This window comes from Polymorphobacter sp. PAMC 29334 (genome assembly GCF_019431245.1).
Classification (GTDB): Bacteria; Pseudomonadota; Alphaproteobacteria; order Sphingomonadales; family Sphingomonadaceae; genus Polymorphobacter_B; species Polymorphobacter_B megasporae.
The window spans coordinates 2,970,598-2,992,474 of sequence record NZ_CP080243.1 but is presented as its reverse complement, the minus strand read 5'-3'; the positions used below and the strand labels follow the sequence as shown (position 1 = coordinate 2,992,474).

20 protein-coding genes are annotated in these 21,877 nt (G+C 65.6%); 12 read left to right on the top strand and 8 right to left on the bottom strand.

Annotated features, from left to right (window positions below; translation table 11 throughout):
* Nucleotides 1-53 precede the first annotated feature (53 nt).
* From KZX46_RS17905 to KZX46_RS17885, 5 genes are all read left to right on the top strand, one after another.
* Nucleotides 54-1,340 (top strand): cytochrome P450, encoded by a 1,287-nt coding sequence (locus tag KZX46_RS17905; protein ID WP_219775110.1) that lies wholly within the window; start codon nucleotides 54-56, stop codon nucleotides 1,338-1,340.
* 14 nt (nucleotides 1,341-1,354) lie between these two features.
* Nucleotides 1,355-1,675 carry a 2Fe-2S iron-sulfur cluster-binding protein gene (locus tag KZX46_RS17900; protein WP_219775109.1) on the top strand — a complete coding sequence of 107 codons (321 nt, stop codon included), beginning with the start codon at nucleotides 1,355-1,357 and terminating at the stop codon, nucleotides 1,673-1,675.
* A 273-nt stretch (nucleotides 1,676-1,948) separates the two neighbouring features.
* A complete protein-coding gene (locus KZX46_RS17895; RefSeq protein ID WP_219775108.1) occupies nucleotides 1,949-3,577 on the top strand; it encodes a GMC family oxidoreductase in 1,629 nt (542 codons plus the stop codon).
* 100 nt (nucleotides 3,578-3,677) lie between these two features.
* Nucleotides 3,678-4,112 carry an ABA4-like family protein gene (locus KZX46_RS17890; protein ID WP_219775107.1) on the top strand — a complete coding sequence of 145 codons (435 nt, stop codon included), beginning with the start codon at nucleotides 3,678-3,680 and terminating at the stop codon, nucleotides 4,110-4,112.
* Nucleotides 4,109-5,992, top strand: a complete 1,884-nt coding sequence (locus tag KZX46_RS17885; RefSeq protein ID WP_219775106.1) for an NAD(P)/FAD-dependent oxidoreductase — start codon at nucleotides 4,109-4,111, stop codon at nucleotides 5,990-5,992. The genes KZX46_RS17890 and KZX46_RS17885 overlap by 4 nt, the downstream gene beginning before the upstream one ends.
* Before the next feature lies 1 nt (nucleotide 5,993).
* Here KZX46_RS17885 and KZX46_RS17880 read toward each other — a convergent pair whose 3' ends face one another.
* From KZX46_RS17880 to KZX46_RS17870, 3 genes are all read right to left on the bottom strand, one after another.
* Entirely contained in the window at nucleotides 5,994-6,242 is a 249-nt protein-coding gene (locus tag KZX46_RS17880) for a hypothetical protein (RefSeq protein ID WP_216709841.1), read from the bottom strand.
* Between the two features lie 61 nt (nucleotides 6,243-6,303).
* Nucleotides 6,304-6,564 carry a translation initiation factor IF-1 gene (gene infA / locus KZX46_RS17875; RefSeq protein WP_179870797.1) on the bottom strand — a complete coding sequence of 87 codons (261 nt, stop codon included), beginning with the start codon at nucleotides 6,562-6,564 and terminating at the stop codon, nucleotides 6,304-6,306.
* Between the two features lie 8 nt (nucleotides 6,565-6,572).
* A complete protein-coding gene (locus tag KZX46_RS17870; RefSeq protein WP_179870798.1) occupies nucleotides 6,573-6,779 on the bottom strand; it encodes a cold-shock protein in 207 nt (68 codons plus the stop codon).
* A 182-nt stretch (nucleotides 6,780-6,961) separates the two neighbouring features.
* Here KZX46_RS17870 and KZX46_RS17865 point away from each other — a divergent pair, with 182 nt between their 5' ends.
* The gene (locus KZX46_RS17865) at nucleotides 6,962-7,273 is read left to right on the top strand and encodes a DUF952 domain-containing protein (protein ID WP_219775105.1); all 312 of its coding nucleotides are present in this window, start codon (nucleotides 6,962-6,964) and stop codon (nucleotides 7,271-7,273) included.
* Here the strand turns inward: KZX46_RS17865 and KZX46_RS17860 are convergent.
* Nucleotides 7,242-7,853: a glutathione S-transferase family protein gene (locus KZX46_RS17860; protein ID WP_219775104.1), complete on the bottom strand. Its 612-nt coding sequence runs from the start codon at nucleotides 7,851-7,853 to the stop codon at nucleotides 7,242-7,244. The two genes, KZX46_RS17865 and KZX46_RS17860, sit on opposite strands and share 32 nt — an antisense overlap.
* Before the next feature lie 108 nt (nucleotides 7,854-7,961).
* Here KZX46_RS17860 and KZX46_RS17855 point away from each other — a divergent pair, with 108 nt between their 5' ends.
* The 3 genes from KZX46_RS17855 to KZX46_RS17845 all read left to right on the top strand — a co-directional run bounded on the left by KZX46_RS17855 (nucleotide 7,962) and on the right by KZX46_RS17845 (nucleotide 11,839).
* The gene (locus KZX46_RS17855) at nucleotides 7,962-9,440 is read left to right on the top strand and encodes a Do family serine endopeptidase (RefSeq protein WP_219775103.1); all 1,479 of its coding nucleotides are present in this window, start codon (nucleotides 7,962-7,964) and stop codon (nucleotides 9,438-9,440) included.
* 229 nt (nucleotides 9,441-9,669) lie between these two features.
* Nucleotides 9,670-10,842, top strand: a complete 1,173-nt coding sequence (locus KZX46_RS17850) for a hypothetical protein (protein WP_219775102.1) — start codon at nucleotides 9,670-9,672, stop codon at nucleotides 10,840-10,842.
* A 100-nt stretch (nucleotides 10,843-10,942) separates the two neighbouring features.
* Nucleotides 10,943-11,839 (top strand): transporter, encoded by an 897-nt coding sequence (locus KZX46_RS17845; RefSeq protein ID WP_219775101.1) that lies wholly within the window; start codon nucleotides 10,943-10,945, stop codon nucleotides 11,837-11,839.
* 28 nt (nucleotides 11,840-11,867) lie between these two features.
* Here KZX46_RS17845 and KZX46_RS17840 read toward each other — a convergent pair whose 3' ends face one another.
* From KZX46_RS17840 to KZX46_RS17825, 4 genes are all read right to left on the bottom strand, one after another.
* Nucleotides 11,868-12,836 carry a LysR family transcriptional regulator gene (locus KZX46_RS17840; protein ID WP_226896303.1) on the bottom strand — a complete coding sequence of 323 codons (969 nt, stop codon included), beginning with the start codon at nucleotides 12,834-12,836 and terminating at the stop codon, nucleotides 11,868-11,870.
* A gap of 401 nt (nucleotides 12,837-13,237) precedes the next feature.
* A complete protein-coding gene (locus KZX46_RS17835; RefSeq protein ID WP_219775099.1) occupies nucleotides 13,238-15,256 on the bottom strand; it encodes a PAS domain-containing sensor histidine kinase in 2,019 nt (672 codons plus the stop codon).
* Entirely contained in the window at nucleotides 15,253-16,740 is a 1,488-nt protein-coding gene (locus KZX46_RS17830; RefSeq protein WP_219775098.1) for an ATPase domain-containing protein, read from the bottom strand. The genes KZX46_RS17835 and KZX46_RS17830 overlap by 4 nt, the downstream gene beginning before the upstream one ends.
* A gap of 169 nt (nucleotides 16,741-16,909) precedes the next feature.
* Nucleotides 16,910-17,248, bottom strand: coding sequence for a hypothetical protein (locus tag KZX46_RS17825; protein ID WP_219775097.1), 339 nt, complete (start codon nucleotides 17,246-17,248; stop codon nucleotides 16,910-16,912).
* 215 nt (nucleotides 17,249-17,463) lie between these two features.
* Here KZX46_RS17825 and KZX46_RS17820 point away from each other — a divergent pair, with 215 nt between their 5' ends.
* The 3 genes from KZX46_RS17820 (at nucleotide 17,464) to KZX46_RS17810 (ending at nucleotide 21,867) form a co-directional block, all read left to right on the top strand.
* Nucleotides 17,464-19,242, top strand: a complete 1,779-nt coding sequence (locus KZX46_RS17820) for an SLC13 family permease (RefSeq protein WP_219775096.1) — start codon at nucleotides 17,464-17,466, stop codon at nucleotides 19,240-19,242.
* 49 nt (nucleotides 19,243-19,291) lie between these two features.
* Nucleotides 19,292-21,052, top strand: coding sequence for a chloride channel protein (locus KZX46_RS17815; RefSeq protein WP_219775095.1), 1,761 nt, complete (start codon nucleotides 19,292-19,294; stop codon nucleotides 21,050-21,052).
* Between the two features lie 542 nt (nucleotides 21,053-21,594).
* On the top strand, nucleotides 21,595-21,867 hold the full coding sequence (locus KZX46_RS17810; protein WP_219775094.1) for a hypothetical protein: 273 nt from the start codon (nucleotides 21,595-21,597) through the stop codon (nucleotides 21,865-21,867).
* Nucleotides 21,868-21,877 lie beyond the last annotated feature (10 nt).

Here is a 21,877-nt window from a genome sequence, read left to right as displayed (position 1 = left end):
TCGTAGTGCACGTTCCTGAGTGAGACTCGATAACGGGCGCTTGGGAGACGGACATGGCGACACGGGCGATCGATTTCGCGGCGGCGCGCGCAAACGAGCCGCCGCACCTCGCCGCGGCGCGTGAGCGGGCGTATGCGATGCCGCTCGACGACTTCGACATGCTCGATCCCGACCTGTGGGTGAACGACACGCACTGGCCGTACTTCGAGCGGCTGCGCGACGAGGACCCGGTGCATTATCACGCCAACGGACGCTTTGGGCCGTATTGGTCGGTCACGCGCTACGCCGACATTATGGCGGTCGACACCAATCATGCCCAATTCTCGTCGGACGCGCACCTCGGCGGGATCACCGCGAAGGACATGGACAAGGATTTCATCCTGCCGATGTTCATCGCGATGGATCAACCCAAGCACGACGTCCAGCGCAAGGCGGTGTCGCCGATCGTCTCGCCGGGCAATCTCGCCAACCTCGAGGTCCTGATCCGCGAGCGCGCGCAGGCGATCTTCGACGGGCTGCCGCGCGGCGAGGTGTTCGACTGGGTCGACCGCGTCTCGATCGAGCTGACGACGCAGATGCTCGCGACTTTGTTCGACTTCCCGTGGAAGGACCGCCGCCTGCTGACCTATTGGTCCGACATGGCGACCGCCGACGAGACGATCCCCGGCAACCCGACCAAGGCCGAGCGCGAGGCGATCATGCTCGAATGCCTGATCTATTTTACTGGCCTGTGGAATGCGCGGGTCAACGAACCGCCGCGTGGCGACCTCGTCTCGATGCTCGCCCACAATCCGGCGACGCGCGACATGATCCCGATGGAATATCTCGGCAATCTGCTGCTGCTGATCGTCGGCGGCAACGACACGACGCGCAATTCGATCACCGGCGGGCTGACCTTCATGGCAGCCAACCCCGGCCAGTGGACCAAGCTCAAGGCGAACCCGGCGCTGATCGAATCTGCGGTGAGCGAGATCATCCGCTACCAGACCCCGCTCGCGCACATGCGCCGGACCGCGCTGGTCGACGTCGAAATGGGTGGCAAGACCATCCGCAAGGGCGACCGCGTCGTCATGTGGTACGTCTCGGGCAACCGCGACGAGCGCTCGATCGCCGACCCCGACAGCTTCATCGTCGACCGCGCCCGCCCGCGCCAGCATTTGTCGTTCGGCTTCGGCATCCACCGCTGCGTCGGCAACCGGCTGGCGGAAATGCAGCTCAAGATCGTTTGGGAGGAGATTCTCAAGCGCTTCCCCACGATCGAGATCATGGGACCGCCGGCGCGGGTTCCGTCGGCGTTCGTCAAAGGCTATGCCAGCCTGCCGGTCCGCATTCCGGCCTGAAGCGAGGACGAGCATTGGCGAAGATCACCTACGTCGCGGCCGACGACAGCGCGCGGACGCTCGAGGTCGAGGACGGCTACTCGCTGATGGAGGCTGCGGTCTCGAACGGCATCCCCGGGATCGACGGCGATTGCGGCGGCAATTGTGCGTGCGCGACGTGCCATGTCCATGTCGATGCCGCGTGGCTCGTGCTGGCGGGGACGAAGTCGGACATGGAGGAGTCGATGCTCGACTTCGCCGAGGGGGTCACGGCCGACAGCCGCCTCGCGTGCCAGATCTACGCGTCGCCCGCGCTTGATGGGATGATCGTCCGGACGCCGGTTTCGCAACACTGAGCGGCGTCGCGCCGAGATAAGAAATCGCGGAAGTCAGGTTAGAGCCGTCATCCCGGCGAAGGCCGGGACCCACTGTCGAGCGCAACGCGAATTTCGGAGCTTGCCACGACCGTGGGTCCCGGCCTTCGCCGGGATGACGGCTGAGGGGGGATCGCTCCCCGCCGATGGTCAATCGCCCCCGCAAGCATGACCATCTGGGGGTCTAGCCTCGCCGCACAACCTCCCGCATACTCGCCCCGTCGACCGGCAAAAGCCGGCGTGGGGAGAGAGCGCATGGAAGTCGATTACATCATCGTCGGCGCGGGCAGTGCGGGGTGCGTCCTCGCCAATCGGCTGACCGAGGACGGCACCGCGACCGTCCTGCTGCTCGAGGCGGGCGGCAAGGACTCGAGCCCGATGATCCATATCCCGGTCGGCTACGCGCGCACGCTCAAGGACCCCAAGGTCAACTGGCTATACCAGACCGAGGAGGACCCCGGCAGCGGCGGGCGTCCGCACGTCTGGCCGCGCGGCAAGGTGCTTGGCGGGTCGTCGTCGATCAACGGGCTGCTCTATGTCCGCGGGCAGGCGGCGGATTACGACAATTGGGCGCAGTCGGGATGCACCGGCTGGAGCCACGCCGACGTCCTGCCGTACTTCAAGCGCGCCGAGCATAATGAGCGCTTGAGCGACGACCACCACGGCACCGACGGGCCACTGAACGTCTCCGACATCACCGAGCACCACCCGGTTTCGGACGCGGTCATCGCTGCCGGGACCGAGGCGGGGCTGCCGTTCAACGACGACGTCAACGGTGCTAGCCAGGACGGCATCAGCTATTTCCAGCTGACCGTGAAGAATGGCCGACGCTGGTCGGCGGCGATGGCGTATCTCCGCCCTGCGCTCGCCCGGGCAAACCTGACCGTGGTCACCGAAGCGCACGCCGAGCGGGTCATTATCGACAACGGCCGCGCGACCGGGGTTCGCTTCCGCAAGGACGGCGCGAGCGTCAAGGCGACCGCGCGGCGCGAGGTGATCCTGTCGGGCGGCGCCGTCAACTCGCCGCAACTGCTTGAACTGTCGGGCATCGGCGACCCCGAGGTGCTGCGTGCCGCCGGGATCGATGTCCGCGTCGCTGCCCCCGGGGTCGGGACGAATTTGCAGGACCATTATGTCGTGTCGATGCAGTACCGGCTGAACAACTGCGTTTCGGTCAACGAGCTCAGCCGCGGCTGGCGCTTGGTCCGCGAGGCGGCGCGCTATGCCGCGTCGCGCAAGGGGCTGCTCACCATGTCGGCGGCGCATGTCCAGGCGTATGTCAGGACGCGGCCGGGGCTCGACGGGCCCGACGTGCAGTTCCACATCCTGCCCGCGACGGTCGACGTCGAGAAGTTCGTCGCGAAGCAGATCTGGGAGCTCGAGAAAAAGCCCGGCCTGACCTTCGCCGCGTGTCAGCTTCGCCCCGGAAGCCGTGGGACGATCCACGTCAAGTCGGCCGACCCGTTCGCGCCGCCGTCGATCCGCCCGAATTACCTCGCCGACCGGCTCGACCAGGATACGATCGTTGCCGGCCTGCGCTGGGGGCGGGTGATCGCCGGGCAGCAGGCGCTGTCGCCGTACATGGGCGACGAACTCCTGCCGGGGACTGCGGTCGAGTCCGACGCCGACCTGCTCGAATTCGCCCGCCAGTCGGGGAGCACGATCTACCACCCGGTCGGGACCTGCGCGATGGGCCGCGCGGGCGACCCCCGCGCCGTCGTCGACCCCGAATTGCGGGTGCGCGGGGTCGACGGGCTGCGTGTGGTCGATGCCTCGGTCATGCCGCGGCTGGTCAGCGGCAATACCAACGCGCCGACGATCATGATCGCGGAGAAAGCGAGCGACATGATCCGGGCAAGCGCGCGGGCAAGGATGGCAGCGTGACTTCTCTGAATTGTCATCCCCGCGAACGCGGGGACCTAGAGTCGCTGCCGTTGGTGACCTTGGGTCGCCGCGATCGCGGGGATGACAATTAGGCGTGACGATGCCCCTCGACCTCCTCTTCCGCATCGCCTCGACGATCGCGCTTGCCGGGTGGATTATCCTCGCCCTCGCTCCGTTGCAGCGTCCGCTCGCAGTGCTGGTGGCGCGCACCCTCGCAGCGGTCCTGTGCGGCGGTTATCTCGCGGTCCTGATCCACGCGCTGAGCAATGGTCCGCCGATCCCGGGGGCGAGCTTTAATTCGCTCGACGGGGTGATGGCGCTGCTCAAGACGCGCGAAGCGTTCCTCGCGGGCTGGGTGCATTACCTCGCGTTCGACCTGTTCACCGGGGCGTGGGAGGCCGAGACCGCGCCCGCCGCGCGCGTGCCCCACTGGCTGCTGCTGGTCTGCCTCGCGCTGACCTTCCTCGCCGGGCCGATCGGGCTGCTGACTTATCTCGTGCTGCGCGCGGCGCGGCAAAGGAGCCGCGGATTATGACCGACGCAGACATCGATGCCGCGGTCGAAGGCGCGCATATCCCGTCGCTGCTCGTGGCGATTGCGCACCTGACCGGCAACGCCGATCACCTGCGCGACTTCGACCGCCCGGTGTACGAGTTCTTTGGCGACGGGCAGGGCAATCTTCCCCCCGAGCAGCAGGCGCGCGCGCGATCGCTCGCGGCGGAGGAGATGCGCGCGCATCGCGACCGCGGCGCGAAGCTGCCGCCGCGCCCGCCCGAGGCGGCGATCCGCGCCTGCATGGATTTCATCGCCGGGGCCGATATTCCCGAGCCGTATGTCCCGTTCCTGACCGAGGAACTCGCGCTCGACGGGCCCGAGGCGCGCGAGCTGCGCGTCGCGATCGACGCCCCCGCCGCGGCCAAGGCCGATTTCCCCGTCGTCGTCATCGGCGCGGGCATGTCGGGGCTGCTGATGGGGCTCTCGCTCGTGCAGGCCGGGCTGCCGTTCACGATCGTCGAGGCGAACGCCGACGTCGGCGGGACGTGGCTGGCGAACCAGTATCCGGGAGTCCGCGTCGACACGCCCAACCACCTCTACAGCTATTCGTTCGCGGACGATCACGCCTGGCCGAAGCTGTATTCGACTGGCGACGTCCTCCACGGCTATTTCGCGAAGGTCGCCGACAGCCACGGCCTGCGCGAGCACATCCGCTTCAATACACGGGTCGAGGCGGCGACATGGGACGCCGCCGCATCGGTCTGGCGCGTCCGCCTAAGCAGCGGCGAAACGCTAACCGCACGCGCCGTCGTCAGCGCCGTCGGGCAATTGAACGTCCCGAAATATCCCGAGCTGCCCGGCGTCGGCGACTTCGCCGGACCGGCGTTCCATTCGGCGCGCTGGGATCACGGGGTGAACCTGACCGGCAAGCGTGTCGCGGTGATCGGCACCGGCGCGAGTGCGTTCCAGTTCGTCCCTGAAATTGCCGGCGACGTCGGCCATCTCAGCGTCTTCCAGCGGACCCCGCCGTGGCTCGGACCGACGCCGGACTATCACGACGCGGTGCCGGCGGCGACGCAATGGCTGATCGACCACGTCCCGTTCTATGCCAATTGGTGGCGCTTCTGGCTGTTCTGGATGCTGACCGACGGCATCCTCGGCGCGGTGACGCGCGATGCCGAGTGGAGCGGAGAGGGGGCGATCTCGGCGGTCAACGACGAGCTGCGGCAGGCGCTGACCGGCTATATCGCGTCACAGGTCGAGGACCGCCCCGACCTGCTGTCGAAGCTGATCCCCGCCTATCCGCCGGGGGCGAAGCGGATGCTGCGCGACAACGGCGTCTGGATCGGCGCGCTCAAGCGCCCGAACGTCGACCTGATCGATGAACCCGTCGCGCGGATCGTGCCGGAGGGGGTCGAGCTCGCGAGCGGGCGCGTCGTCGGCGCCGACGTGCTGATCTACGGCACCGGCTTCCACGCCAGCGATTTCCTCGTGCCGATGACGGTGACCGGGGAGGGCGGGCGCGACCTCCACGCGACATGGGACGGCGACGCGCGCGCGTATCTCGGAATGACGATGCCGGGCTTCCCCAACTTCTTCACGATCTACGGCCCGAACACCAATATCGTCGTCAACGGCAGCATCATCTTCTTCTCGGAATGCTCGGTGACGTATATTCTCGGCGCTCTCAAGCTGCTGATCGAGGCGGACGCGAAGGCGATGACGCCGAAGCAGGATGTCCACGACGCGTTCAATACGCGGGTCGATGCGGCGAATGCCGAGATGGCGTGGGGGTCGCCCGGCGTGTCGAGCTGGTACAAGTCGAAGTCGGGGCGGGTGTCGCAGAATTGGCCGTTCGCGCTGGTCGATTACTGGAACGCAACGCGGGCGCCCGATCCGGCGGATTTCGAGCTGCGCTAAATTAGCGGCGCTTTTCCTGGACGCGGAGGCTCGATCCGTCGGGCATGCGGACGAGGACGTGGTCGCTGAAGCGGTTGATCACCGGGGCTTCGACGTCGCGGCTCGACACGCTACCGGTGCGGTAGTCGGTCTCGCGGAACGGCACGATGCGGTAATCGAGCGCGCGATCCTCGATCAGCTTGGCGTCGGCGATCTCGATTTCGGCAACGTCGGTTACCGGTACGGCGTTCGTGACGATGGCGTCGCTCATGGCACGAACCCTCGGAGAAAGAGTGTGCCCCGGAGCATTGCTGCCCCGGGGCGTGTTATCGTCAGCGGCGGAAGAAGCGGCGCTGGTTCATCGGCGGATTGACCGTCTTTTCGCGGAACACGATACGCCCCTTGTCGAGGTCGTAGGCGGTCATTTCGACATGGACCCGGTCGCCAACGATCGAGCGGATACGGTTCTTGCGCATCTTGCCCGCCGTGTAGGCGATGATCTCATGGTCGTTTTCAAGCTTCACGCGGAACCGGCCATCGGGCAGGATCTCGGCGATCGTGCCCTCGACCTTGAGTGCTTCTTCCTTCGCCATACGGGCTGTTAAGCCAGCTGGAGGTTGACGGCCGAGCTGCGGCCCTGGCGGTCGTTCTCGACGTCGAAGCTGACCTTCTGGCCTTCGTTAAGACCGTTGAGGCCCGAACGCTCGACTGCCGAAACGTGGACGAAGACGTCCTTGGAAGCGCCGTCCGGAGCGATGAAGCCATAGCCCTTGGCGCTGTTGAAGAATTTGACGGTACCGATCGCCATGTAGAAAAGTCCTTAGATCGTTCAAGAGGTCCGGACGCAAAACCGCGCCCGAACGCCTCGGCAGCAAGAAAACGAAAGAGGGGGCGTGAAGCGCCGCTCGACGGTTGCAGGCAACTTCGGCTGGCTGCTATGTGCGCGCTTTGCCGGGCAAATGCAAGGCAGAGCGTAAATCGGGACTAACCATGCTCATCTACAAGATTTTGCGCAGTCCCGAATGGATGGCGTTCGAGCGCGACGGGGTGTTCGCCGGATCGGCCGACGATCTCCGCGACGGCTACATTCATTTGTCGACCGACGCCCAGACGGCGGGGACCATGGCGAAATATTTCGCCGGCGAGGCGGTGACCGTAGTGACGCTCGATACCGACGCGCTCGGCGACGCGCTGCGCTGGGAGGAGTCGCGCGGCGGCATGCTGTTCCCGCATTTATACCGCGCGCTTGACCGCAGCGACGTGATCGAAATTAGCGACGCTCCGCCGCCACCGCCCGCGTGAAGCCATCGCGCGCCTGCAGCCGCGTCCAATAGGCGATCAGCGACGGCGCGAGCCCGGCGAGCAGATCGAGGCGCTCGGCGAGAAGCAATGCATAGCCCACCGAGATATCGGCGGCGGTAAAGCGCCCGGCGCAGAGATAGTCGCGGGTTTCGAGCGCTGCGGCGGCGAGCACCGTCCGCTTGGCGAACCACTTGGCATAATCGTCCGCCGCCGCCTGCAGCCCCTTCGCGGGTTCGAACACCCGATAGCGAAGCACGAGCGTCTGCGGAAACGTCAATGTCGCCTCGCCGTGGTGGAGCCAGTTGAGATACGCGCCATAATCCGGCTCGTCCGGCGTCACCGCGAGCGAGGTCGAACCGTATTTCGTGACGAGATATTCGCAGATTGCCGCCGACTCCGTCATCGCCGCCGGCCCGTCTGTAAAGAACGGGATCGTCCCCAGCGGATTGATGTCGAGGTAGCCGGGAACCGTGAAGCGCGGCGGGAACGGCATCGTCTCGAGGATGTAGTCGAGGCCGAGCTCCTCGAGCGTCCATAACGCGCGAAACGATCGCGCCCCGGCGCAATGGTAGAGTTTCATCTGGCAGCCCCTCGCGCAGTTCATTGCGGCTTCAGCGATCTAGTCCCACATGCGCGGCGATGAAATCCTCGCTCGCGTGCGGGGGAGTATCGAGAACGCGGAGAGACTATGCGACCGATGATGCGAACTGCAATCCTGCTTGGCGGGGGCGCTATCGGTGGCCTGGCCCTTGCGCTCGGGATCGAGAACGGCGTCGGTTACGCGCCCGTCAGCGCCGATGTCCTCGCGCCGCCGCCAGCCGTCACCGTCACGCGTGCCGCCCCCGCCGACCTCGGTCAGGTCCAGCTGTCATTCGCCCCCGTCGCCAAGCGCGCCGCCCCGGCGGTCGTCAACGTCTACTCCGCTCGCGTCAATCGCAGCCGCGCGACGATGATGGACGATCCGTTCTTCCGGCAGTTCTTCGGCGGCGGCGCGCCGCAACCGCGTGTCGAGCAGTCGCTCGGGTCGGGGGTTCTCGTCCAGTCCGACGGGCTAATCGTGACCAACAACCATGTCGTCGCCGGTGCCGACGAGATCCTCGTCGGGCTTGCCGACCGTCGCGAATATAAGGCGAAGGTGGTGTTCGCCGACGCCAAGTCCGATCTGGCGCTGCTGCGGATCGACACCAAGGGCGCAAAGCTGCCGGTGATCAAGCTCGGCGACAGCGACCGCGCCGAGGTCGGCGATGTCGTCCTCGCGGTCGGCAACCCGTTCGGCGTCGGCCAGACGGTGACGCACGGCATCGTCTCGGCGGCCGCGCGCACCGGTGTGGGTGTGTCGGACTATCAGTTCTTCATCCAGACCGATGCCGCGATCAACCCGGGCAATTCTGGCGGCGCACTGCTCGACCTGCGCGGTGACCTCGTGGGCATCAACACCGCGATCTATTCGCGCAGCGGCGGGTCGCAGGGCATCGGCTTTGCGATCCCGGCGAACATCGTCCGCGTCTTCCTCGCCGCCGCCGGGACCGGCAAGCTCGTCACCGGCTGGATCGGCGCGGAGGGCGAGACTGTCACCGCCGACAGTGCGCGGCTGGCGGGGCTCGATCGGCCGGGGGGCGTGCTCGTCACCGCGATCACGCCGGGGTCGCCCGCCGCGAGCGCCGGGATCAAGGTCGGCGACGTGATCACCACGATCGACGGCAAGGACGTCGCCGACCCGGGAATGCTGCGCTACCGCATCGCGACGCAGGGGGTGGGCACCAAGCTCGACGTGACGCTGCTCCGTGCCGGGAAGACCGAGCGGGTCGCGCTGACGCTCGCCAAGCCGCCCGAAACCCCGCTGCGTGCGCTGTCGACCGTCGGCGGGGACAACCTCCTCACCGGCGTTACCGTCGGCAATCTGTCGCCCGCCTTCGCGCAGGAACTCGGGGCAGGGCTACCCGAACGCGGCGTCGTCGTCACCGCGATCGACCCGGGCGCTCCCGCTGCTCGCTTCGGTTACCTTCAGCCGGGCGACGTGATCGAGGCGCTCAATGGCGTGACGGTCGGCACCGTCGCGGCGATTCCGCAAGCCGCGCGCTCGGCCCCGGCGAGCGTCCGCATCAACCGCGGCGGTCAAAGATCGGAGTGCGGAGTGGTGCAAGGGCAGTTGGCCTGCCGGTCGTAAAGGAGGCGCGGCCCTATTATTCCCGCGCAAGCGGGGACCCGCGTACGATACTCGCGAGTTGATGTGCATCACGCGCCGAGCGCACGCCCTGTGCGTGGCACGATTGGACCGATATATACGTAGGGTCATAGCGATACCCTATCGAACCGATAGCGCTTAGGTATTTCCGCAGGTCGAGGCATCGGCCTACCCATCATCGCAGGACATAGAACCTGATGGGAATATTGCTATGAATTTCAAGACATTGGCCCTCGCTTTCGCCGTGCTGGCGCCGGTTGCCGCCGGGGCGACGACGACCGACGACATTCGGTCGATCCAAAGCGAAGCCGCCAAGGAATCGGGCCGCCAAGCTTATACGATCGGTCACGGCACCAAGTTCAAGCCGACCGATCACGTCTTCGTGAAAAGCGCGCTGGCGATCGATTTCACCTTCCGCAAGGCGAACGTCACCCTGCCGCTTTACCGCGGCATCGGCCCGAGCGGCGAGCCGACTTTCTTCATCATCACCGAATCGTCCGACTTCGACGTCGCTCGTTCGATGGGTATCAATTACGCCCCCAAGCTCGCCAAGGGCGCGCAGTCGGACGGCGCGATGCAGGTGACGATCGTCAAGGGCGTCGTGCATCTGCCGGGCGACGTTGACTTCTCGCCGGTCTATGCGGTTGCTCCCGGCGCCGGTGACAAGCCGTTCCCTCCCAGCGTCGCAACGCCGGGTGCGCTCGGTGACGCGAACTATTCGTCGCTCGCGGTTCTGCCGAGCGGTGTCGTCCTCAATATCCAGGTCGTTGCCAACGCGAGCGGGCAGCACGACCGAGCGGTCGCCGTCGATCTCAAGAAGCGGACGATCACGATGTCGCTCCTCGACGGAATGCACGACGGCAAGCAGTGGTTCTACCACATGGTGACCGACGTCTCGGCGGCTGTGCCGTCGGTGCTGGAGAAGGGAGTTTATGCGCCCCGCCTCGAAAAGCTGCCGACGTTCGGGAGCTCGACGCCCGAGGACAATTCGGCTTTGCTGGGCTTCTCGCCGGTGCTCAACGGGCCGCGTGATGCGAACTCGAACCAGTCGCAGGGTTTCGAGATGTCGCTCGCCAATGGTGGCGTCGATCCGATCAACGTCTTCCCGGTCGGGCCGCAGAATGACAACCGGTCAGCATCGAACAACTACAGCCCGATGTGGGACGCCCACGTCAGCCAGTGGACCGCCGCCGCAATTCGTGATGGCAAGGTTCGCCGCATCGTCTCGTTTGCCGATCTCAAGGAACTGATCGGCGCGGGTCTGGTCGAAAGCGCATTCATCAACCCCCCCGGTTCGGGCAATGCGTTCGTCGGCGGCCTTCGCCCGACGCGTGCGATCGTCAATTGCCCGGTCATCGCCCAGCCTGAGCTCGCCTCTCGCTGAGTCGCCTTCAGGGCCGGGCGCCCCCTCCCGGCCCTGATTGCCATCCCACACGCCACTCGCGGACGGCCTGCCGAATGCGGTGCGGCGTACCCGACGGCAATTGCAAAGGCTCGAGCATGATTCCGTCGGTGAAATCCCGAAACCGGCACTAACCCGCCGCGTCGCCTTCCTTGCTGCCCTCGCAGTTCTAGCCGTAGCGGCCGCAGCGCAGGAGGCCCCCTCGCTCGCCGCGTCCGCCGATCCGGCCTGGTCGCCCTTGAGCTCGACCGCATTCGGCTCGGAATTGTTCGAAAAATGGATCCCGGTGCCCAACGGCGATGGCGGCGCTCCCCGGCAGGGCTGGCTCGCGACCGCCGATGGCTTCTTCACCCGTGAAGTCCACCTCGCCTACGACTACACCGATGCCAAGGGTCCGGACACGCACGAGGGTCTCGCCCGCTTCAACTATCCGCTGTCGCGGCGCCTGTGGGCTGGCCTCGAGGTCCCGTTCTATCAGGAGTCGGGAGGCCGCAGCAATTTTGGCGACATCACGCTGACGACGCAGCTGATGATCGCGGAAACCAAGAACCTGTCGATCAACACCGGCGTCGGCTGGCGGCTCCCGACGGGGTCGAGCCGCCTCGGGAACTCAGTGTTCGCGGCGCAACCGCAGATTAATTTCTGGAGCGACGTCGGCAAGGGCTTCTCGCTCCGCGGCCGGGTTGCCTACGAGTTCGCCGATGGCCGCCTCCCCGATTCCTTCGCGCTCAACGCGGCGGTCGGCCGGACGATCACGCCGCACAGTGACGCTCCCTTCGGCGACCTTACACTCTATGTCGCGGGTAACTGGCGCGAGCCCACCACCGGCGTCGGCAAAAGCTTCGTCAGCATCACCCCGGGTATGCGGACCCACGTCGGCGGAAACCTGTTCCTGCTTTCCGGCGTCGAGTTCCCCGTCACGGACAACCGCAACTCATTCCGGGAAAAATACATCGTTCAGCTCGTTCAGGGCTTCTGACCGTCGGCGGTTGAATAATCGAGGCGTGTCAAACCGGAACGCGGCGGCGGCGATGGGGCAGTGCGACACCACCAGGGCAGACTGGTGCGCGGGTTTCCCGATGGTACTCGACCGCCTTGTCCCGCCCTCGTGGCCACACGAAGGCGCGAGCCTCGGCAACGAAGGCGCCGACCGCAGGTGAATGCGGTCGGCCGCGAACGGTGACAAGCTGGACGCGACGCTGGAAGCTCGGCTCGACGAGCGGTTTTACGACAAGGCTCGGATCGGTCACGCTGAACTCGGGCAAAAACCCGAGGCCGACCCCGGCCTTGATCATCCCCTGGACCCAGTCGTCGCGTTCGCTGGTGAAGACCTGATTTAATTTCACTCCCATCGCGGCAAATTCGAGCTTGGCGATGTCGGCATATTCGCAGCTCGCCCGATTGACGTATTTTTCGCCGTGCAAATCCTTGCCCGTGACGGCGAGCCGATCCGTCAGCGGATGATCCTCCGGTAGCGCGATGACGAAGCTTTCTTCGAACAACTCGACCGCGTGGAAGCGGTGGTCGAGCTTTTCCGGCATCCCGAACAGCGCCAGATCGAGCTCGCCGCCGGTCAGCATGTCGATCAGCGACTGCGCCGTGCAATCTTGTACGCAGAAACTCACGGTCGGATAGTCGTGGCGAAACTTGATGATGAGGTCGCAGATAATCGCCGGCCCGACAGTGCACATCGCCCCGATCCTGAGCGGAACCGAACCCAGCCGACGATAGGCGTCGGCGGCAAGCTTTGCAGTCGCAGTCTGCTCGGCGGCGGTCGCGAGGAAGGGCGACATGATGCGCCCGAGCTCGGTCAGATGCGTATTTCCCCGCTCGCGATGGAACAGCGGTCCGCCGAATTCAGCCTCGAGTGCCTGGATGGCCCGGGTCAGCGAGGGCTGAGACACGTTGCATTGCTTCGCGGCACGCGTGAAATTCAGCGTTCGTGCCACGGCTAAGAAGTAGCGAACCTGCTGCATTTCCACGCGCTTTACCTTCTATCGCAGGCGCAGCGAGCGGCGTGCCGAATTGGAAAGACCCCGCCCGCTGCAGGCGCAGCGAGCGGCGTGCCGAATTGGAAAGACCCCGCCCGCAATCGTCGCCAGCTTTTTGCACGAGTTAACTTTAGACCACCGACGCACGCCGTGCTTAGCACTTTGGCAGTAGAGCGTCTCGATAAGGCCAAGTCCGTCGCGGGTGCGCGAAAGCGTACGTGGTATTTTCCGTCCGGTTCGCGCTCATGCCGCCAATAATTCGCCCATCATCATGGCAGCTTTCGGCAGGGTGCACCGCCGAGTTACACACGATAACATATCGACCTCGACGATCGGAAGGTCGAGCAAGTAACCGTCAACGCATTCGAGTGCGCGTCGCTGAGAAGCTAAGATGCAGGCTGCGCCCGGTCGCCGACCACGTCGAGCAGGGCTGCGGCGAGCTCCGACTGCCGGAACGGCTTGGCGAGGACGCGGATTCCCGCCACTTCATACGCGTCGCCGATATATCCGGTGACGATCAGGAGCGGGAGGTCGGGCCATTTCTGATAGACCTGCTCAGCCAATTGCGCGCCGCTCATCCGCGGCATCTTGAAGTCGGTTATCAGCACGTCCGGCATCAGCCCGGCGTTAAGCTTTTCCAGCGCTTCGGAGCCACCTGCAGATTCGGTCACGCCGTGGCCCATGTCCTTGAGCATCGCCGTCGTTGCGCGCCGGACCACATCCTCATCGTCAACGAGCAAAATGTTCAACGGCGACATGGCGATATCCGCTGCGTCACCCGATGGGCGCCGAATGCCGGGAGCGTCGGCATCGGCCAGCGCGAGATAGAAAGACGCAGTCGTGCCCGTGCCAGGCGTGCTTTCCAGTTTGAACGCTCCGCCAAGCTGCGCCGCAAGGCCGTGGACCATCGACAGGCCGAGCCCGGTTCCGCGACCCTGTTCCTTGGTCGAGTAAAATGGCTCGACCGCACGCGCCAATATTGCTGGATCCATCCCCATCCCGGTGTCCGCGACCGCCAGGTGAATATACTGGCCGGGAGTCAGCCCGGCGATGGTCTCGCGCGCTGCGTCGATTATCTCGATCGTTATCGTGATCTTGCCGCCTTCGGGCATCGCATCGCGCGAGTTGATGCAAAGGTTCAGGATCGCAAGCTCGAGCTGATTGGGATCGGCGAGCGCGAGGGGGAGGTCATGCCCGGCCTCGACGATCAATTCGCTCGTCGCGCCGATCGAACTGCGGATCAGATCGCTCATGCCCGTGATCAGGTCGGCGACGTCGACCGCGCGGGTTTCGAGGACCTGGCGGCGGGCGAATCCGAGCAGGCGCTGGACGAGAACGCGCGCGCGTTCGGCGGATTGAATTGCCCCGTCGAGAAGGCGGAGCGTCCGGGCGTCGTCGCCCTGGGTTTTGCGCTGGAGAAGATCGAGCGCACCGATGATCGGGGTGAGCAGGTTGTTGAAGTCGTGCGCGACCCCGCCGGTCAATTGGCCGATCGTCTCGAGCTTCTGCGCCTGATGCAGCTGGTCGAGCGCCTGTTCGTGCGCTTCGGTGCGCTCGGCGACCCGATGTTCGAGATCGGCGGCGAGCTCTCGGAGCGCGGTTTCGGCGGCCTGCTGGGTCGCGATATTGGTATTTGTCCCGAACCACCGGACGATCGCCCCGCTCGTGTCGCGCACCGGTCGCACCCGGGTCAGGAAGGGTTGATAGCTGCCGTCGCGCGAACGCAGCGGGAAGGTCATGTCGAGCTCTTCACCGCTCGCGATCGAATGCTGCCAGCGCGTCAATACGTCGGGCAGGTACGACGGTTCATGGACCGATTGCCAGCCCCAGCCGTCCATCTCGGCCGGCGTGGTCCCGGTGTAATCGTACCACTGCTGATTGTACCAGAAGATGGTGCCATCGGCGTCAGCCATCCAGCACAGTGTGGGGATCGAGTTGGCCAGCGTGCGGAATTGCTGCTCGCTCTCGTTGAGAGCGAGCAGGCGGCTGCGCGCCTCATACTGGCGGCGGCGCCCGCGCAGTGCCGAATGCGTCAAGGTCACCAGCGTGGTCGGGTGGAACGGACGCTCGATCACGGTCACGTTGCCGAGCAGTTCGAGGTAGCGCGCGGCCGCAGGGTTGCGCTCGATGCCGCCGCCGCGTTCGGTCAGCAGGATGAAGGGGAAGTCGGACCACTCCGGCTGCGCCGCGAGGAAGTCGCTGAGCGGGCTCAGGTCGGTCGATCGAAGTGCTTCTTCGGTCACGAGCGCGAAGCCGGCCCCGGCCTCGATCTGTGCAACAAGGTCGGCAACCGTATCGCAGATCGCACTCGGCACCCGTGCCTCGACCAAGATGGCCTGCGCCAGCACCGCATCGCGCCCGCGCGGCGCGAGCACCAGCCCGCGTTCAGGCGCGGCGGTCGTCAAATTGAGTTATCGAGCAGGATGTTTTCAGTGCCCACGAGGATCGGCACGCCGCGCAGGACGCCCTGAAAATTCGTGAGCGGCTCGCCGAGGGTGATGCCTCGGTGGTCAATCCGGAATTCGCGGATCGAGTCCTCGTGAAACCCGGTTCGTTTCTTGACCACCGACACCGCGCGCCGGACACGGCCAGTCGCTTCGAAGTAACGGAGCAATATCACCGTGTCGGCGAGGTACGTTAAGTCGACCGGTGATTTCATGTCACCGACAAGCCCATGTTGCGCAACGGTAAGGAAGGTCGTCGCCCCCTGCCGGTTCAAATACTGGAGGAGCTCGTGCATGTGAAGGATGAGCGCATTCTCTTCCGGCATCGATGCCTGATAGCCGTTGAGGCTATCGATCACGACAGTGCGAGCCTGATTGACCTCGACGCAACGACGTACCCGCGACGTCAGTTCCCCGGGCGACAGTTCGGCGGCGTCGATCTGCTCGATCAGCAAATTCCCGCTGTTGACCATCTTCTCAAGATCGATGCCGAGGCCGAGTGCACGCGCGAAGAGAAGGCCGAGCTCCTCGTCGAAGGCGAACATCACTGCCTTCTCGCCGCGGGCAATTGCGCCGACGACGAACGTCAGGGCGAGCAGCGATTTTCCGGTGCCTGCCGGTCCGAGGATCAGCACGCTCGACCCACGCTCCACCCCGCCGCCCAACAGGATGTTCAGCTCGGGTGACGCGCTGGCCAGCTGGTTGCGCTCGAATTCGGACTTGTGCTCGGCCGCCACCAGCCGCGGAAAAACTTCGATGCCGCCGGTGCGGATGACGAAGTCATGGTAACCGCCGCGGTAACGCTGGCCGCGATATTTGACGACGCGGAGCCGCCGCCGCTCGGCACCGTAATCGGGGGCGAGTTCCTCCAGTCGAATGACCCCATGAGCAACGCTGTGGACGGTCTTGTCGTTCGCATCCGTGGTCATGTCGTCGAGCAGCAGGACCGTCACGTTCTGCTTCGCGAAATAATGCTTGAGCGCGAGAATTTGCCGCCGGTAGCGTAGCGAGCCTTGAGCAAGCAGGCGGATCTCCGACAGGCTGTCGAGAACCACGCGCGACGGACGGACGCTCTCGAAAGCCTCGAAGATCCGCCGCGTCGTTTCACCGAGTTCGAGATCAGACGAATACAACAGGCTTTGCTGCTGCTGCTCGTCGAGCAGGTTCTCCGGGGGAATGAGCTCGAAAACCTCGATCCCGTCCATCGTCCAGCCATGCGACGCGGCGCTGGCGCGAAGCTCGTCTTCGGTCTCGGACAAGGTGATGTACAGGACCGTCTCGCCGCTCGCGGCTCCGGCCGCGAGGAACTGGATCGCGATCGTCGTCTTGCCGGCGCCCGGGCTTCCCTCGAGCAGGAAGATGCGCCCTCGGGCGAGACCGCCGCCGAGAACATCATCGAGGCCGGTCACTCCGGTGGCAGCGCGGTCAATTCTCGGTATGTCCATTGCCCGGGCCCCGCTCGTTCGATGTTCGTGATTGCTAAGCGAAACCATTGACTTTCGCTAGCGGTGGCCAAGCCGGAACGGCACTGCGTTCGTAATACGCGCGCCGGGCACAATTGGTTCACCGAAACTCATCGGGCACCTCTGGGTGCTGTCACGCTATCGAGATCGGTCAGCGCTGTTTCTTGGTCGTCGCAGCGGTGAAATCGGGGTCCTTCTTCGCGACCCAGGCGACGAATTTGCTTACGGCGTCGTTTGCCAGCAGGCCGGTCACGTCCATCCCATGCCGCTCGAGTTCGGAGTTCGTGAAGTTGGCGGTCACCGTCTGCTGGCAGATCGGGTGCATCGGCACGACATCGCGTCCGCCTCGGCTTTTCGGAACGGGGTGGTGCCATACGATCGTCTTCCCGGTCGGCCGGCCACAGAGCCAGCAGGGCGCCAACACCACCGGCGTCTCGTCTTCGGAAGGACGGGCATCATCCGCGGCGTATTTCGAGTGCTTTCGAGCCATGCTGTTCTCTGGTTCCGGTATTCGGTCGGCCACCACGGACGGTGACGTCGGTAGCGTACACGTGCACCCGGTCGATACCGAGCGAGAATGACCAGCACCGCAACTGCACGTCGTCGTGCCAAGGCGCGGCATGATGACGTCGTGCCTGTACAGAGTGCAATCGCGGCGTCGATCTGTCATCTGGGGACGATGCTTCATGTCCCGCCGATGCCCCGATGACCGCTGCACAGGCGCTTTCCTTTGCCGTAATCGGCGGGGCCGTCGTCGCATTTGCCAGCGGCCGGTTCCGCTACGACGTCGTTGCGCTGGTCGCGCTGGTTATTGGCGTCCTGACGCGCGACGTACCGTATTCCCAGGCGTTTACCGGCTTCACCAGCGACGTCGTCGTGATCATCGCCTCGGCGCTCGTTATCGGTGCCGCCGTAGCGCGCTCGGGTGTCGTCGAGCTCATCGTCACGCCGGTGCTGCCATGGCTGACCACGATCCAGCGCCAGGTCCCCGCGCTCGCCGGTGCGACTGCACTCCTGTCGATGCTGACCAAGAACGTCGGTGCGCTCGCCATCCTGATGCCGACCGCGATCCGCCTAGGGCGTGAGCGCAACAGCAGTGTGTCGGCGCTGCTGATGCCGATGGCGTTTATGTCGCTGCTCGGTGGGCTCGTGACACTCGCCGGCACGTCGACCAACATCATCGTCAGCCAGGTGCGCCAGGAGACGCTCGGCAAGCCGTTCCAGTTCTTCGACTTCGCGCCGGTCGGCCTTGGCCTGACCGCGGTCGGCCTTCTGGTCGTCTCGGTTGCGTGGCGGCTGCTGCCGCGCGACCGTACCGGCAAGGAGCCGCTGAGCGAGGTCGCGGCGCAAACCAGTTATGCGACCGAGGCGACGGTACCGGCGGGCTGGCCGGTGGCGCTCGCGACGGTCGCCGCGCTTGGGCTCGCTCAGGACGGCGTCGCTCTTGCCGCCGTGGTCGGCACCGATGGCGTGCGGCATGAGCCTGACGACGACCTGCCGCTCACTACCGGAACGGTGCTGGTGCTCGAGGCCGACGACGCCGCGCTCGACCGGCTGTTCGCCCGCGTGCCGCTCGCCGGCGCGCGCGCCGCCCGGCCGGTCGAGACCGAGTCGACGCACGAGGAGCTGCGGTCGATCGAGACCGTCGTACAACCCGAGTCGCTGCTGATCGGCCAGTCGGCGGCGCGGACGGCGTTGCAGGACCGCTATGGTGTGAAACTTCTCGGCGTCGGCCGCAGCGGCACGCGCATCGTCGATCGCCTGCGCGATATCCGTTTCCGCGCCGGCGACGTTCTCATCCTGCAGGCGGGCGAGCGCGCGCTGCCCGACATCCTGCGCGAATTGTCGCTGCTGCCGCTCGCCGAGCGAACCGTGAAGCTGGGCAGCCGGCGGCAGCGCTTCGGACCTGCCGCGATCCTCGCCATCGCCATCATCCTCATCGCGCTCAAGATCGTGCCAGTCGCGCCCGCGTTCTTTGCGGCGGCGGTGGCGATGGTCGTCGTCGGGTCGCTGTCGATGCGCGAGGCGTACGGCGCGCTCGAGCCCGAGGTGCTCATCCTGATCGGCGCTCTGACGCCTCTAAGCGAGGCGGTGTGGCATACTGGGGGCACCGACCTGATCGCGCATGCGCTCGCAGCGGCCCTCGTCGGCGTCACGCCCATGCTCGTTCTCGGGGCGTTGATGCTCGCGTCGATGGCGTGCGCGCCGTTCCTTCACAATGCGCCCACAGTGCTCGTTCTCGGGCCGATCAGTGTCGCGGTGGCGCGCGCGCTGCACCTCAGCCCTGACCCGCTGCTGATGGCGGTCGCCACCGGCGCAGGGTGTGACTTCCTCACGCCGATCGGGCATCAGTGCAATACGCTGGTGATGGGTCCGGGCGGCTACCGCTTCGGCGACTATTGGCGGCTCGGATTGCCGCTGTCGCTGATCGTCGTCGTACTCGGCGTGCCGCTGATCGCGTGGTTCTGGCCGCTGACCGGCTGAGCCGCACGACGCCTTCCGCAAACACGAGGCTTTGCCTATGGCGCACGGCATGGTGACCATCGCTGCCCCCCTCGTTGCTCGTGGCAACCTGCTCGCGTGGGTCCGGCAGCAGTTCCGCGCGAGTGAGGCGTGGTTTATCGGCCTCGCTGTCATTGTCGGCTGCCTCGCCGGGGCAGCGACCGTCGCCCAAGGCGCGATCGCCCGCACGCTGCAGCACATCCTGTTTTCCCTGCCCTCGTCGACTCGCCTGAGCGGGGTTCCGACGCTTGGGATCTTGCAGCTGCTTGTCTTGCCGATCGGCGGTGCGGTGCTTGCGGGGTTCAGTCACCTCGTCCGGGCACGTCGCCGCCCGCTGGTCGACGCCGTCGAGGCCAATGCCCTCCACGGCGGCCGGATGACGGTGCCGGATTCGCTCGTGGTTGCCGCCCAGACGTTGATCTCGAACGGCTTCGGCGCGTCGGTCGGCCTCGAAGCGGCATACGCCCAGACCGGCGGTGCGGCGGCCTCGTTCATCGGCCGCAGGCTCAAGCTGCGTCGGGCCGATCTCCGCGCGCTTGTTGGCGCGGGGGCAGGGGGCGCAATTGCGGCAGCATTCGGTGCGCCGCTGACCGGAGCCTTCTACGCCTTCGAGATCGTCATCGGGGCCTATACCCCGTCGACCATCGCGCCGGTCGCAGCTGCGACGGTGGCGGCGACGCTGACCGGACAGGCGCTCGGCTCGACCCCGTACCTGATTGCGTTCGCCAGCGGGGCGCCGGTCCACACCATTGACTATGCCGTCTTCGCCGGGCTCGGCAGCTTGTGCGCGGTGCTCGGCATCGTCCTGATGCGCGGCGTCGCGTTGGTCGAAGCAGTGCTGCATCGGACGCGGGTCCCTGTTTGGGCGCGCCCGGTGATCGGCGGCTTGTTGCTGATGCCGCTCGCAGCAATTTCGCCGCAGGTCCTGTCGGCCGGCCACGCTGCGCTGCGGCTCGACCTCGCCGCCGGCGCGACTTTGGGTTTCATCCTGATCGTCATCCTCGCCAAGAGCCTGGCGTCGATCGTCTCGCTCGGGTTCGGATTCCGCGGCGGGCTGTTCTTCGCCTCGCTGTTTCTCGGCTCGCTCGTCGGCCACGCCTTCGCCGACATCGTCAACAGCCTGAGCGGGTACGTCGTCGTCGATCCGACCGGTGCCGCGCTCGTCGGCATGGCGGCGCTCGCCGTCACCGTCGTCGGCGGCCCGATGACGATGGCGATGCTGGTGCTCGAGGCGACCAGCGACTTCGCCCTGACCGGAGCCGTGCTGGCGGCCGCGCTGGTCGCGTCGCTGATCGCGCGCGAGACATTCGGCTATTCATTCTCGACGTGGCGGCTGCACCTCCGCGGCGAGACGATCAAGAGCGCGCGCGATGTTGGCTGGATGCGTACGCTCACCGCCGGCCAGATGATGCGGCGCGAGACCGTGGCGACGTCTCCCGAAATGACGGTCGCCGCATTCCGCGAGAGATTTCCGCTCGGTGCCACGAGCCGGGTCGTGCTGACCCGCGGCGACGGCACCTACGCCGGCATTGTTGTTCCAGCGCTGGCCTACGGCGCCGATGTACCCCTCGACGCCCCGGTCGGCACCCTCGCCACCGCCACCGACATCTCGGTCCCGGCGGATGCCGACGTCCGTCGCGTGATGCACACCTTCGAAGTCACCGAAAGCGAGCAACTCGCGGTCGTCGACAGCGAATGCCATGTCCTCGGCCTCCTGTCCGAGGCCTACGTCCGCCGCCGCTACGCCGAGGAACTCGAAAAGGCCCAACGCGACATCTTTGGCGAAAGGTAGTGAGCGCCGCGGCTGAAGATCACGACGCTGCAACCCCTGCGATTACGCCCGCAACTTATTCTGGTTTCCAGCATCCTCGACTGCCTTCGCGGCGGTTTGCGTCGTGATGAGCGTGATGAGGAATGCTGATCAATTTGACGTGCCAAAACCGATGATTTCGCGGGCTGTACGGTGGGAAAAGATGGGCACACCCTACGCAGCCAGCATTGAAAAATTATCAAGCAAATCAATGCCGCGACTCGCGACCGGAAGGGGAGTCGATGCCTGTTCTACGCTGTGTTAGCCCCCGAAAATGCCGATACCGCAATGACTTGGCCACCACCAAGCAAGGCCTATGTTGGCTATTTGGTACCTCCACCATCGAAAGCCGCCAATCGCGCTCATCTGACGGGCACAGTCGCGCGCAGACGCAATAGCTCGACATCGGGAGACTGCATCTTGTAGGACGATGAGCTGGCTGAGTTTGGCTCCGTTTGCGCAAGCAGGTTGGGGTCAGCGGCAGCTGGATCGCCACGCTCAGAAGCTGCGGCGATACGCGTCGCGTGACCTTCGGTTGGATCGAAGACATGAATGCGAGCGAGACGCGGGCGCAACGGCTGCCCGCTTCCGCTGCTCTCGACGGGTTGCTTAAGGGCCCAGAAACACAAAAGATACGAACCTTCGCGGCCTATTTCGTCGAACTCTGGCACGACTATTCACGCGATTGGAAGCCCGCGACGCAGAAGACATCGGCGCGTGCTCTCCGCCGCGATCTGCAGCCGTTTTTCGGTGCGATGAACCTCGCCGCGATCGGGAGGAGTAACGTCGTCCGTTGACGCAACGCTT

Coding starts and splice junctions, on each gene's coding strand:
- KZX46_RS17905 (WP_219775110.1), top strand. CDS start 54: ATGGCGACACGGGCGATCGATTTCGCGGCGGCGCGCGCAAACGAGCCG.
- KZX46_RS17895 (WP_219775108.1), top strand. CDS start 1,949: ATGGAAGTCGATTACATCATCGTCGGCGCGGGCAGTGCGGGGTGCGTC.
- KZX46_RS17890 (WP_219775107.1), top strand. CDS start 3,678: ATGCCCCTCGACCTCCTCTTCCGCATCGCCTCGACGATCGCGCTTGCC.
- KZX46_RS17885 (WP_219775106.1), top strand. CDS start 4,109: ATGACCGACGCAGACATCGATGCCGCGGTCGAAGGCGCGCATATCCCG.
- KZX46_RS17880 (WP_216709841.1), bottom strand. CDS start 6,242: ATGAGCGACGCCATCGTCACGAACGCCGTACCGGTAACCGACGTTGCC.
- infA (WP_179870797.1), bottom strand. CDS start 6,564: ATGGCGAAGGAAGAAGCACTCAAGGTCGAGGGCACGATCGCCGAGATC.
- KZX46_RS17870 (WP_179870798.1), bottom strand. CDS start 6,779: ATGGCGATCGGTACCGTCAAATTCTTCAACAGCGCCAAGGGCTATGGC.
- KZX46_RS17865 (WP_219775105.1), top strand. CDS start 6,962: ATGCTCATCTACAAGATTTTGCGCAGTCCCGAATGGATGGCGTTCGAG.
- KZX46_RS17860 (WP_219775104.1), bottom strand. CDS start 7,853: ATGAAACTCTACCATTGCGCCGGGGCGCGATCGTTTCGCGCGTTATGG.
- KZX46_RS17855 (WP_219775103.1), top strand. CDS start 7,962: ATGCGACCGATGATGCGAACTGCAATCCTGCTTGGCGGGGGCGCTATC.
- KZX46_RS17850 (WP_219775102.1), top strand. CDS start 9,670: ATGAATTTCAAGACATTGGCCCTCGCTTTCGCCGTGCTGGCGCCGGTT.
- KZX46_RS17840 (WP_226896303.1), bottom strand. CDS start 12,836: ATGCAGCAGGTTCGCTACTTCTTAGCCGTGGCACGAACGCTGAATTTC.
- KZX46_RS17830 (WP_219775098.1), bottom strand. CDS start 16,740: ATGGACATACCGAGAATTGACCGCGCTGCCACCGGAGTGACCGGCCTC.
- KZX46_RS17825 (WP_219775097.1), bottom strand. CDS start 17,248: ATGGCTCGAAAGCACTCGAAATACGCCGCGGATGATGCCCGTCCTTCC.
- KZX46_RS17820 (WP_219775096.1), top strand. CDS start 17,464: ATGACCGCTGCACAGGCGCTTTCCTTTGCCGTAATCGGCGGGGCCGTC.
- KZX46_RS17815 (WP_219775095.1), top strand. CDS start 19,292: ATGGTGACCATCGCTGCCCCCCTCGTTGCTCGTGGCAACCTGCTCGCG.